The organism is Streptomyces sp. NPDC028711 (assembly GCF_055565415.1).
Genome location: NZ_JBVHUJ010000010.1, coordinates 303,630 through 315,689, shown reverse-complemented (window position 1 = coordinate 315,689; position 12,060 = coordinate 303,630). Strand labels below are relative to the sequence as shown.

The window sequence follows — 12,060 nt, the reverse complement described above, 5'->3', positions numbered from 1 at the left end:
CGTGAGTACTGCAGCTGGGGCCCGCACCCCGAGGGATGCGGGCCCCAGCTACGAATTGCGCGTCAACGTCAGGCGGGAACGATGTTCTCGGCCATCGGACCCTTCTGGCCGTGCGCGATGTCGAAGAGGACCTTCTGGCCTTCGAGCAGCTCGAGGACGCCGGGGGCGGAGATGCCCGAGAAGTGGGCGAACACGTCGGCGCCGTCGCCGTCCTGCTCGATGAAGCCGAAACCCCTGGCCGCGTTGAACCACTTCACAGTGCCGGACGCCATGTCACATCTCCTCTTGCGGGGGCAGCACACCCGGATGTGCGACGCACGGATACCGAATGGCCGCGAGGCCGACCCGACCGGAAGGGATCGTTGGAGAGAGAAATGCTTCCAGCGGCCGAAAGCACCGAAAAAAAGATGCTTGAAGTATGGGGAGCCAAGATGGCAACTTGAGATCGACAGTAGCATGCCGCGTCGATCTGAGTACGTGGATAACTCCGCCGGAGTTCAGGGCGACAGGAACTCTGGCCGCGCCGCGCCCCAAATTCTCACTTGGCGGAGACAGATGATCGGGCCCGCGCCTTGTCGCCGCGCGGGCCCGATCACGTACACCGGAGGTCTTGAGGGCGCCCGGGCGGACGCGGCACCCGCCTCAGTCCGCGGTCGGCGGCTTCGCCGATTCGGCGGCGCGGCGGTACTCGGCGTTGATGCGCTGGGCTTCTTCGAGCTGGTCTTCCAGGACGATGATGCGGCACGCGGCCTCGATCGGGGTGCCCTGGTCGACGAGCTCCCGGGCGCGGGCGGCGATGCGCAACTGGTAGCGGGAGTAGCGGCGGTGGCCGCCCTCCGAGCGCAGGGGGGTGATCAGGCGGGCTTCGCCGATGGCGCGGAGGAAGCCCTGGGTGGTGCCGAGCATCTCGGCGGCCCTGCCCATCGTGTAGGCGGGGTAGTCGTCGTCGTCGAGACGGCCGTACGAGTCGTCTGCTGCCATTTGCACCTCTCTGTGAAACGCCTAGAGGGGTCCTGGTGCCATAAGGCACCAGGACCCCGAAGGAACTGCTACACCATCTGCCGACCCTGATACTGCGTCGGCTTCCTGTTTCCGCAGACCCGGCTGGGACGCCGCCGGGCGTACGGGGATCGCGGTTGCTTGACCGGAGACCACCTCACTATCGATGTCCTGCGGTACCCGGACCCACATGCTCCGGTCCGGGCGATCCTGATGGCGCTCGGCTCCTCCGTTCTTCCTCGATGAACTGCTTACCACGGGTACTGCGTACTGCTGGTGATGCGTACTTCACTCACGGGCACCGCCACTGCCATGACAGCGGTCCCGCCGGCGGCGGCCCCTGATCACCGCGGGCCACCCGGTCCGGCCGTCAGTCCCGTCGCCGTCCTGCGTACTCCTGGCTTCGAAACTCCACCGCCGCACCGTCCTGCGTACTGCACCTACAGGTACTGCTGGTACTGCTTCCGGCCGGCAGTTCGTCTCTGCCAGGCCTTGCTTGTCCTTCTGGCTACGAGAGAAACCATAGCCAGACGCCAGCCGAATGTCTACTGCGGCGAGCATAGATTTTCGCGCGCCTCGGAACGAGACAATCGTTCGCCCGCTCGACACGAGGGCTGACCGGCTCACGACCGGCCGGATCGGAGGGTGACCGCGCGGTGGCGATTCGCTGGACCGATCATCAAAACGGTCGGATCCTTGGCGCTGTGCCCGACAACGACTCCTCCCCTCGCCCCCTGCCGTGGTTCGCGCGCCCCGATGCCCGCGCCTGGCGCTGTGAGCCCGCACCCGCGAAGGTGCGGGCCTTCCACGCGTCACTCCCCGACTACGGGCCCACTCCACTGACCGGACTCCCGGAACTCGCGGCGGAATGGGGAGTCGGCCGGGTCCTCGTCAAGGACGAGTCATGCCGTCTGGGGCTGCCCGCGTTCAAGGCGCTGGGCGCGTCCTGGGCCATCCACCGCACTCTCGCGGAGCGGGCGGCGCACGGCGACGAGCAGGGCCCGGTCACCCTGGTGACCGCCACCGACGGCAACCACGGCCGCGCGGTGGCCCGCATGGCACACCGCCTCGGGCAGCGCGCCCACGTGTTCGTCCCCCAGGGCGTCCATCCACGGGCCGTGGCGGCCATCGCCGCCGAACGGGCGAAGGTCACCGAGGTCCCGGGGCCGTACGACGAGGCCGTACGTCTGGCGGCCGAGGCGGCCGCCGCACCGGTAGCGGTCCTGATCCAGGACACCGCCTGGCCCGGCTATGAACAGATCCCCGGGTGGATCGTCGAGGGCTACTCCACCCTCTGCGCCGAGATCGACGAGCAACTGTGGACCGCGGGGCTCGCCGAGGGCCCCGACCTCGTCTCCGTACCCGTGGGCGTGGGGTCCCTGGCCCAGGCCGTGGTCACCCACTACCGCAGTCGCCCCTCCGGGCACGCCCCGGCGCTGCTGTCGGTGGAGCCGGAGGCCGCGCCGTGCGTCCTGGAGAGCCTCACGTCCGGCGCACGCGTGAGCGTCACCACGACGGAGACCACCATGGCCGGGCTCAACTGCGGCACACCTTCCAGCATCGCCTGGCCGTACCTGCGCGACGGGCTCGACGCCGCGGTCGCCGTGACGGACGCCGACAGTGCCCGCGCGGCCGGTGAACTGGCCGCCGCCGGTGTCTCCTCGGGACCCTGCGGGGCCGCGTCGCTCGCCGGCCTGCGCGCGGCACTCACCGGCGCGGGCGCCGAGGAACGCCGTACGGCTCTGGGCCTGGGCCCGGCCTCGGTGGTCGTTCTCCTGAGCACCGAGGGCACGGCCGCCAACCCGCACTCCGGCTCGACCCACGCGAACGACAGGGATACGGCGGCGCGCTGACGTGCCGGACACCACTCGCCCCCTGGGCGGAATCACCCATGCGCTCGACGGCGGATAGGGTGTGCGCGCGACGACACCACGCTCGTTCAGGAGGTCACGAGTGGGGCCAGAACCCCCGGCGATTCGCGTCCCGGTCGGGGAGGGATCCGGTCGATGGACGAGCCGCACCGCCCAGCGCCGAGTCCTGCTGGTGGTCCACAACGTCACCTCGGCCGGCCGCCTGATGGATCTGGTGCCGCTGTTCCACGACGACTACCGCATCCAACTCCTGGTCACTTCAACGGGATCTTCCGCCTTTCAGGACGGCATACGCGAGGTCTTCCGCGAACTGCAACTGCCCGAGCTGCCATGGGAACAGGCGCTTTCCACTCCGGTGGACCTGGCGATCTCAGCCAGCTTCGGCGGCCAACTCGACCTGATTCAGGGCAATTTGTCAGTACTTTCGCACGGCGTCGGTTACACTAAGAAGCTGGGCAAGCCGGGAGCCGGGAGCCGGGAGCCGGGAGCCGGGAGCCGGGAGCCGGGAGCCGGGAGCCGGGAGCCGGGAGCCGGGAGCCGGGAGCCGGGAGCCGGAACTCCGACGTTCGGGCTGTCGCCCGAGTGGCTTCTGTCCGAGGGACGGCCCTTCGTCGACGGGCTCGTCCTCTCCCACCCCGAACAGCTGGAACGCCTGGCCAGGGTCTGCGCGGGGGCGGTGCCCTCGGCCGTACTCGCCGGCGACCCCTGCTTCGACCGCATGCTCGCGGCACGTCCGTACCGGAACAGGTTCCGACGCGCGCTGGGCGTCCGCCGCGGACAGCGGCTCGTCGTCCTGAACTCGACCTGGAACCCTGAGGGACTCTTCGGCAGCGGCGGCGGACAGGACCTCCTGCCCGGGCTCCTCCCCCGGCTCGCCGCCGAACTGCCGGCCGACGACTACCGTCTGGCCGCCGTTCTCCACCCGAACATCTGGTACGGGCACGGCCCCGGCCAGGTCCGGGCCTGGCTGGACCGGGCCCGGCGCAACGGGCTGACGCTGATCGACCCCGTCCACGCGTGGCGGCAGGCCCTGCTCGCCGCCGACCTCGTCCTCGGGGACTTCGGCGCGGTGTCGTACTACGCCGCCGCCCTCGGCACCCCCGTCCTGCTGGCCGCCGACGGGACGGGCGTACTCGACACCGAGGCACCGCTCGCGGAGTTCGTCCGGCGGGCGCCCCGGCTCGACCCGTACGCCCGGCTGCTCCCCCAAGTGGAGCGGGGGATCAGCGCGCATCGTCCGGACCCTGCTCCCGCCGGTTTCGTCACCTCGGATCCGGCCCGGTCGGCCGGGCTCCTTCGCCGGCACTTCTACGCGCTCATGGACCTCCCCGAGCCTCCTGACCCCGCGTCCCTCGAGCCGCTCCCCCTCCCCCCGTACAGCCCGGGCAGGGTGACGGCTCCGCTGCGCGTACGGACCCGTGCGGAGGGGACGGACATCGCGGTCGAACGGTCCGCCGGGCACTCCCCCGGTGCCGCGGGCGACGCTCACCTCGCCGTGCACGAGGAGACGCGGCACCCCGGCGACCTCGACGTGGCCGACGTGATCACGCGCGACGGGCAGGCCGACGATCCCCGGCTCGGCGGTCCCGGCCCGTGGACCGACGAGGTGCTGCGTCTGCACCCGCACTGCTCGACGGCGGCGTACGTGACGGGCCCGCACACCTGCGTCGTCCGCAGTCGAGAGCACGGCGCGTTCCGGCTGTCCGCCGACACCGGCACCGGGGCGGACGCGGACCCGGCCGCGTACGCCTCCGCCCTGCACGCCTGGCTGGCGTACGGCGGAACGTTCGCCGCGCCGGGGGTCGTGCTCCGGATGCACACGGCCGGCGGTGTGCATCCGTTCCGCGTGGACGCGGCCGGCTGAGTCACCGGGTGGCGGCCGCCTCGCACCGCCGCCGCAGACCGGCGAGGTGGGCCAGGTGCGGGGTGGCGGAAGAGGGCAGCAGTGTCTCGGCCTCGGCGATCCTGGCCAGTGCCGCCGTGTCGTCACCGCCGTCGTGCAGTGTCTCCGCCAGGTCCGTGAGGGCGCGGGCCTGGTTGTACGCCTCCGGTGGCGCCCCGGTACGTCCCGCGAAGAAGTCCACGGCGTTCTCGAGGCACCGACGGGATTCGTCCAGCCTGCCCATGCCGCGCAGGGCACGGCCCTGATGGCGCTCGGCAAGCGCGAGGGCTCTCGGGAGGTCGGCCGCGCCTTCCTGACCGGCCTCGATCCTCCGGTAGACGGACTCGGCCTCGACGAACCTCTCGTACGCCTCCTCGTACGACCAGCGGTTCAGGCTCAGCAGGCCGAGCAGCTCCACCGCCGACGCCTCGCCCCGCAGATGGCCGGCCGCCCGCTCGTACGTGACGGCTGCCCTGGCCGCCCGGTTCGCCTGCTCCCACCGCCCCATCTCCCCCAGGCAGTGGGCCAGCTGGAAGTGGAGCGCCGCCGCCATCCGCTCGTCCGCGCGGCTCTCCTCGGCGCACCGCGCCGCATCCCGAATCGCCGGAAGCACCTCGTCCCAGTACCCCGCCTTCAGCTGCAAGGGCCACAGGGCACGGCCCAGCCACAGGGCGGTGCCGGTCCGCCGATGTTCCTCGGCGACGACGACCGCCCGTGCCACGTTGGCGACCTCGGCGGCCAGTACCGCGATTCCGTCCGGTACGGCCCCGGCCCGGTACTCCCCCGGCACCTCGGTCCGCCAGCTCTCCGGCAGGGCCGCACGCGCCGCGGGCAGCACCAGCGTGAGCAGCGCTTCGAGCATCCGGTCCACGGCGTCCGCACACGCTCCGATGCCGTACTCGCCGACAGCGGTCTCGGCCAACTGCCTCCTGATCTCGGGCCGGAAGCGGTACCGCAGGTCGGGAAGGGGTTCAAGGAGTCCGACGCCCACCGCCTCGTCGAGCAGCCGAGCGGCCGACACCTCGTCGACGTCGGCAGCGGCCGCCGCGAGCGCGGCGCTGAGGGACGGCCAGCCGCCGACCGCCGTGAGCCGGCACAGGCGCAGCGCCTCGGGGCCGAGCTGGAGCGAGGCGAGGTGCGCGGCGGTACGCACGGGATGGTCCTGGGACGCCCCGGCCGGAAGCACGGCCGCGTGCTCGTGCTCGCCCCGGGTCAGCAGCCGTGCCTCCGCGTGGAGGGCGAACGCGTTGCCCCTGCAGCGGTCGAGGACTTCCGGCAACCGCGCCTTGACCCGCGCAGCGTGTTCCGGTCCGGCCACCTTCCGTACGAGCTGCTTCGCGTACCGGTCGGTCAGCGGCGGCACGGCGACGCGCTCGGCCTCCAGCAACAGCGGCGGGCCGGACACGACCACCACCAGCAGAACACCGGGCGTCGACGGCACGAGAGCACGGACCTGGGCGAGCGAGGTCGTGTGGTCGATCACGACGAGCGCCTGCCGCCCGGCGGTGAGCTGCCGGTAGAGCCGCTCACGGCCCGACTCGGTGGACGGAATCCGATCGGGATCCACGTCCATCTCGCGCAGCAGCCGCAACAGAACACCGGCCGGCTCCGGCCCGGTCTCCCCGGAGGTGTCACGCAGATCGACGTAGTACTGCCCGTCGGGGAACCGATCACGGCCCTCCGCCCCGAGCCGGAGCGCCACCGAAGTGGAGCCACTGCCGGCGGGGCCCGAAAGGAGTGCGACCCTGGGGCGCCCTTCCCAGGGCCGGTCGGCCTCCCGCAACAGCTGCTTGAGTACTTTCTGCCGGTCGGTGAACGCCCACGGCGCCGGAGGCATCGCGCCCCGGGACGGTTCCAGGGACTCGTCCGGAACGCTCTCCAGCATCAGCGCCCACTCACCGGCGCGCTGCGGATCGCGCCCGAGCCGCGCGTGCACCTGCCCCGCCAACGCCCGACGGTCCTCCACACCGGCCGGCAAGGGCGTCGCCCGCCCGAGGGTCCGTCGCACCAGAGCCCCCGCCGACAAGGTCAGGTTCTTGCCGATCTCCCCGGCGGCCCCGTTCCCCACCCCCAGCAGAAACGTGGTCAGCGCACTGAGCGCCACAACCTCCAACACGTCGTCCCCTCCCCCTGGTCGCCGCCCCAGCTACCGCCGGACTGTATCGCCGCGCCTCCGGACCACGGAAACGCTCATGACCCTGTAACTCCCCCACTGGGCAGGAGACATGTAACGCCGTGCTACATGATCACTTCTATCAGGCCGCACGCGGAACGGTTACCTCGGCGCCTGCGGGACCGTCATATGACGGGATGCGCGAACGGAAGGTGACGACATGACCGGATCAGGTGCGAACGACGTACTGGCAAGCGCCTTCGAGCAGCAGCGTGAGCGCCTGGTGGCGGTCGCCCACCGGATGCTCGGGTCTCGGGTGGACGCCGAGGACGCGGTGCAGGAGGCGTGGATCCGGCTGGCGCGGCAGGACGCGGCGGCGATCGACAACCTGGCCGGCTGGCTGACCACCGTGGTCGGCCGGGTCTGCCTCGATGTGCTGCGTTCGCGCAGGACCCGGGCCGTGCTGTCGTACGAGGACCGGCTGCCCGAGCTGGTGGTGACCGTGGACGGCGGGGCGGCGCCCGAGGACGACGCGATGCTCGCCGAGTCGGTCGGGATGGCACTGCTTGTGGTGCTCGACACCCTCACGCCCACCGAGCGGCTGGCGTTCGTCCTGCATGACATGTTCGCGGTGCCCTTCGCCGAGATCGGCGAGATCATCGGCCGGTCCACCGACGCGACCAAGATGCTCGCCAGCCGGGCCCGCCGGAAGGTGCGGGGCACATCGCTGCCGGAGCAGGAGCCGCGGCGGCAGCGAGCGGTGGTCGACGCGTTTCTCGCCGCCGCGCGCAGCGGGGACTTCGAAGGGCTCGTACGGCTGCTCGATCCGCAGGTGACCTGGCGTACGTACCACCCGCAGGGCGTGATGACCACGGTCGGGGCGGCCGAGGTGGCCGGTCCGGTCCTGCGCGGCATCCGGTCGATGACCTCGGTGCTCCCGGTCCTGGTCAACGGCGAGCCCGGGTTCGTGGCCTGGGGTGCGAAGGGCAAGGTGCTCGGCGTGGTGGCGTGCACCGTGGCCGACGGCCGGATCGTCGAGCTCCTGACCGTGAGCGACCGCAAGCGCCTGGACGCCATGGGTCTGCCCGCGCGACCCGAGTAGCGCACGCCGAGCGCGTGGTTGTTACGTCGTGGCGGGGGTCTTCGTCGTAGGAGTGCAAGCATCCGAAGGCGAAGGAGACCGAGATGGAATCCCGGATCAACCCCATGGTCAACGAGGTCGGGTCGAAGTGGGCGAGGTACATCATCTCGTCGAACAAGGTCATCACCGACTCGGCGCTGCCGAAGGCGGTGCAGGAGCTGGTGAAGATCCGCGCCAGCCAGATCAACGGCTGCGGCGGCTGCCTCGACATGCACACCAAGGACGCCGCGGCCGCCGGCGAGAGCACGGTGCGGATCAACCTGGTCGGGGCGTGGCGGGAGACGACCGTCTACACCGAGGCGGAGCGGGCGGCGCTGGAACTCACCGAGCAGGGCACCCGGCTCGCCGACTCCAGCGGCGTCACCGATGAGGCGTGGGCGAACGCGGCGAAGCACTTCGACGAGGACCAGCTGATGGCCCTGGTGGCCCTGATCTGCGTGATCAACGCCTTCAACCGGCTGAACATGATCACCCGGACGCCCGGCGGCGAGTACCGGCCCGGACAGTTCGGCTGACGCGGACCCTCCCCCTCAGGCGCGCTCAGGCGCTCAGGCGGACCCGGGACGACCCCGGGCCCGCCACCCCAGCAGACATCGGCCAAGGACAACACTCATGAACACCGCACTGTGGATCGTCACCGGACTGCTGACCGCCGTCTTCCTGTTCTCCGGCTTCGGGAAGCTGTTCGTCCCCCAGGAGAAGATGGCCGCGATGACCGACGCCGCGCGCTGGGTCCTCGACTTCAAGCCCGGCACCCTCAAGGCCATCGGAGCACTCGAGATCCTCGGTGCCGCGGGCCTGATCCTGCCCGCCCTGCTCGGCATCGCGCCGATACTGGTACCGCTGGCGGCCGGCGGCCTGGCACTGATCATGACCGGCGCCCTGATCACGCGGATCCGCCGCGGCGAGACCAAAGCCGCACTGGGGGACGGGGGCTACCTCGCCCTGACCGCCTTCGTGGCGATCGGCCGCTTCGCACTGGAACCCCTCACCGGCTGACCGACAGCCGAAGACGCCGACACCCCATGCCGGGCTCTTCCGAGCGGACGACAGCCCCCGAAGGCCGGTGCCTTCGGGGGCTGCTCACCCAGGTCGACGTCTACCGTGCCGAGTAGCCGAAGGCCACGCCGTTGGCCGGGAGTCCGCCGGCGCCGGGCCTGTACGTGGTGGCGGGAGCGACCGTGCCGCCCTGTGTCACGTTGGACATCGGCAGCGCGTAGAGCGCGCCGGTGGCCAGGGGGCCGGAGGGCATGCCCACGTACAGCTTGGTCGCCGTGAAGTGGATGCTCCTGCCCAGGTACTGGTTGGCGCCGGGGGGGCCGGGGATGCCGTCGCCGTCGCCGGCCTCGATCCAGCGGTCGTTCGGACCGGCTGATCCGGCCAGCGAGAACGTGTGGACCGCGCCCGCGTTGGCTACGGAGACGATGTCCTCGCCGGGCGTTCCCACGGCGAGCCGCATGGACGCCACGGTGCTCACCGAGCCGGGGGCGGTGTTGACGGCGGTGAGGTACTCGCCCATGCGGTCACCGACCTCGGAGGTGCCGGACACGTCGTCCTCCGCGGTGCCCTGCTTGAGCTCGCGGAGGTAGCTCCAGGTGCCGTCGGGCTTGATGCGGATCTGCACCACGCGGCCCGCGTTGGCGCGGTCCTCGGTGCCGACGGTCACGCTCTCGCCGGGCGAACCGATCGCCAGGATCGACTCCGTGGCTGCCGGGGCGCCGCTCGCCCGGAACGGGGCCATGGCCACCGCGTACCCGAACTGGTCGCCCGCCTCGGAACCGCCGGAGATGGCCTCGTTGTTCTGGTCGAGTCCGGCGAGCGGCAGGGGGCGGCCGGTGGAGTCGAAGCGGTTGGCGTCGAAGATGGCGACGCCGCCGGCCTTCGCCGTGGTGCCGATGGCCTCGTTGGGGGCGCCGACGGCGATGTAGTTCTGGTCGGCGGCCACGGACCAGCCGTAGAGGTCTCCCGACTCGGGGTCACCGGGAACACCGGCCGACGACTGGTTCACCGCCAGGCTGGTGGTGCCGTGCACGTAGAAGAAGGCGCCCGCCTGAGTGGCCGTGCCGATGGTTTCGCCGGGCAGGCTGATGATCAGGTACGGTCGCCCGGCGTCGTTCACCGCGGCCGCGATGCGGTGGCCCATGCGGTCGCCCGCCTCGGAGACCGAAGCCGCGATCCCGCTGGTGCCGGCGCCCTGTTCGAGGTGCGTGGCCTTCAGGGTGCCGGTGCCCAGGCCGCCGGCCGCGCCGTACAGGATGTCGACGAAGCCCGCGTTGTCGGCGGTGCCGACGGTCTCGCTGGGGGTTCCGGCGACCAGGTCGGTGAAGCCGTCCTTGTTCCAGTCGATGGTGGCGAGCGTCTCACCGAAGTAGTCGTCCGCCTCGGAGCCGCCGGGCACCCAGTCCAGGTCCTGGCTGATCTCGGCGGTGCCCTTGCCGCCGCCGTACACGATGCGGATCAGACCGGCCTTGGCGTCCGTGCCGACGGTGGCCTGCGGGTCGGAGATCGCGATGTCCTCCGCGCCGTCACCGTTGAAGTCGGTCATCCCGGCCGGCTTCGGGGTGGTGCCCCCGCCGGTGACGGCGGCACCGAGGTCGATCCGCGGAGTGGTGGCACCGGTGTAGACGATGCCCCGGCCGCTGCTCTTCAGCAGGGCCGTCAGGTCGGCGACGCTCTTGGTGGGGAAGGCCTGCTTGAGCACCGCGTACGCACCGGCCACATGCGGCGTGGCCATGGAGGTGCCGTTCTTGGAGGCGTAGATGCCGCCGGGCACGGAGGAGACGATGCCCGTGCCGGGGGCGAACAGGTCGAGCAGCGGGCCCCGGTTGGTGAAGGCGGACAGCTCGTCGTCGTCGGTGGTCGAGCCGACCGTGACGGCGGAGGAGATGCAGCCGGGCATGCTCACCGCGTCGGTGTGGCCGTTGTTGCCGGCCGCGATCACGGTGGCCACGCCGGCGGTCAGCAGGCTGTCCACGACCGGCTTGCGCAGATCACTGTCACAGGCGGTGACGTAACGGCCGTTGCCGAGGCTCAGGTTGGCCGCGACGATCGGCGTACCGGCCCGCTTGAGCTTCAGCACGTGCTCAAGCCCCTTGAGCTGGGCGCTCTGGTAGCTGCCCACACAGGGAGCGACGCCACCGCAGAACTCCTCGGTGGTGAACTGGCTGAAGACCTGGATGGCGACGATGTTGGCGCCGGGCGCCACACCGTTCTTGGGAGCGCCCGTGATGCCGGTGCCGTTGCCCGCGGCGATGCCGGCCACGTGGGTGCCGTGGTCGCAGGCGGTCATGGTCGCGCAGGCGCCCGCCGCGGTGTTGGCGGCACCGGTGCCCTCCTGCGCGTCGGTGCCGTTCGGGCACAGGCTGACGATGCCGCTCTCGGCGTCGCTCGGCGAGAAGCAGGCCTCGGCCACGACCCGGTTCTTCAGGAACGGGTGGCCGGCCTCGACACCGGTGTCCAGGACGGCGATCGTCTGTCCCGTACCGGTCTTGCCCGCGGCGATGGCGTCGTCACCACCGATGAGCGGGATGCTCTGGTCGAGGGTCGGCGGCTCCACCTTGTCCTCGGTGACGCTGACCACGCCCGGCTTCGCGGCGAGTTGGTCGAGGCCGGTCCGGTCCACCTTGAGGGTGACGACCGGCACGGTCTCGAATTCCTGCTTCTTCTCGCCGGCGGTCGCCGCGTCGGCGACGTCCGCGAGAGTCTCCGTGACGACGTTGACGCGGACCTTGCCGCCGCCCGCGGTCTGGTCGTAGAGCGGCGGGTCGACCGGGTCGGTCACGGCTTCGACCGCTGTCGCGGTGTTCGGCGGTGTGACGGCGTGGGCCGGTATCGCGGCGGCGCCGAGGGTCACGGCCGTCATCGCGGTGACGACCGTCGCCCAGATCGTTCTCTTCACTATTGCCTCGGTGAGCAGGGGGCGCGTCATGACTACGCCTGTGGGGAAGCGGACATGGCACAGCCCGGGGAGATGTGGGGAGCGATGTGGCGAGAGGCCCTGGCGGAACGGGCCGGGTGGCAAAAGGTTTCCGCCACCCGGCCCGTTCACACCCGA

General features: G+C 71.3%; 9 protein-coding genes. 5 read left to right on the top strand and 4 right to left on the bottom strand.

What is annotated here, in order from left to right:
• Window positions 1-68: 68 nt before the first annotated feature.
• Both ACZ4VK_RS28465 and ACZ4VK_RS28460 read right to left on the bottom strand, forming a co-directional pair.
• Window positions 69-272: a cold-shock protein gene (locus ACZ4VK_RS28465; protein WP_468357929.1), complete on the bottom strand. Its 204-nt coding sequence runs from the start codon at window positions 270-272 to the stop codon at window positions 69-71.
• Between the two features lie 370 nt (window positions 273-642).
• Complete coding sequence (locus ACZ4VK_RS28460) at window positions 643-981, bottom strand: MerR family transcriptional regulator (RefSeq protein WP_468357926.1); 339 nt, start codon at window positions 979-981, stop codon at window positions 643-645.
• Window positions 982-1,703: 722 nt separating this feature from the next.
• Between ACZ4VK_RS28460 and ACZ4VK_RS28455 the strand changes: the two genes are divergently transcribed.
• Both ACZ4VK_RS28455 and ACZ4VK_RS28450 read left to right on the top strand, forming a co-directional pair.
• The gene (locus ACZ4VK_RS28455) at window positions 1,704-2,852 is read left to right on the top strand and encodes a diaminopropionate ammonia-lyase (protein ID WP_468357923.1); all 1,149 of its coding nucleotides are present in this window, start codon (window positions 1,704-1,706) and stop codon (window positions 2,850-2,852) included.
• 190 nt (window positions 2,853-3,042) lie between these two features.
• A complete protein-coding gene (locus ACZ4VK_RS28450; protein ID WP_468357920.1) occupies window positions 3,043-4,734 on the top strand; it encodes a hypothetical protein in 1,692 nt (563 codons plus the stop codon).
• Between the two features lies 1 nt (window position 4,735).
• On the opposite strand, the gene ACZ4VK_RS28445 is transcribed toward ACZ4VK_RS28450, so the two are convergent.
• Window positions 4,736-6,868, bottom strand: a complete 2,133-nt coding sequence (locus ACZ4VK_RS28445) for an ATP-binding protein (RefSeq protein WP_468357917.1) — start codon at window positions 6,866-6,868, stop codon at window positions 4,736-4,738.
• 217 nt (window positions 6,869-7,085) lie between these two features.
• Here ACZ4VK_RS28445 and ACZ4VK_RS28440 point away from each other — a divergent pair, with 217 nt between their 5' ends.
• The 3 genes from ACZ4VK_RS28440 (at window position 7,086) to ACZ4VK_RS28430 (ending at window position 9,005) form a co-directional block, all read left to right on the top strand.
• On the top strand, window positions 7,086-7,967 hold the full coding sequence (locus ACZ4VK_RS28440; protein ID WP_468357914.1) for a sigma-70 family RNA polymerase sigma factor: 882 nt from the start codon (window positions 7,086-7,088) through the stop codon (window positions 7,965-7,967).
• An 83-nt stretch (window positions 7,968-8,050) separates the two neighbouring features.
• Window positions 8,051-8,521 (top strand): carboxymuconolactone decarboxylase family protein, encoded by a 471-nt coding sequence (locus ACZ4VK_RS28435; RefSeq protein ID WP_468357911.1) that lies wholly within the window; start codon window positions 8,051-8,053, stop codon window positions 8,519-8,521.
• Window positions 8,522-8,618: 97 nt separating this feature from the next.
• Window positions 8,619-9,005, top strand: a complete 387-nt coding sequence (locus ACZ4VK_RS28430) for a DoxX family protein (RefSeq protein WP_468357908.1) — start codon at window positions 8,619-8,621, stop codon at window positions 9,003-9,005.
• Window positions 9,006-9,105: 100 nt separating this feature from the next.
• Here the strand turns inward: ACZ4VK_RS28430 and ACZ4VK_RS28425 are convergent, their stop codons facing one another.
• A complete protein-coding gene (locus ACZ4VK_RS28425) occupies window positions 9,106-11,934 on the bottom strand; it encodes a S8 family serine peptidase (protein ID WP_468357905.1) in 2,829 nt (942 codons plus the stop codon).
• Window positions 11,935-12,060 lie beyond the last annotated feature (126 nt).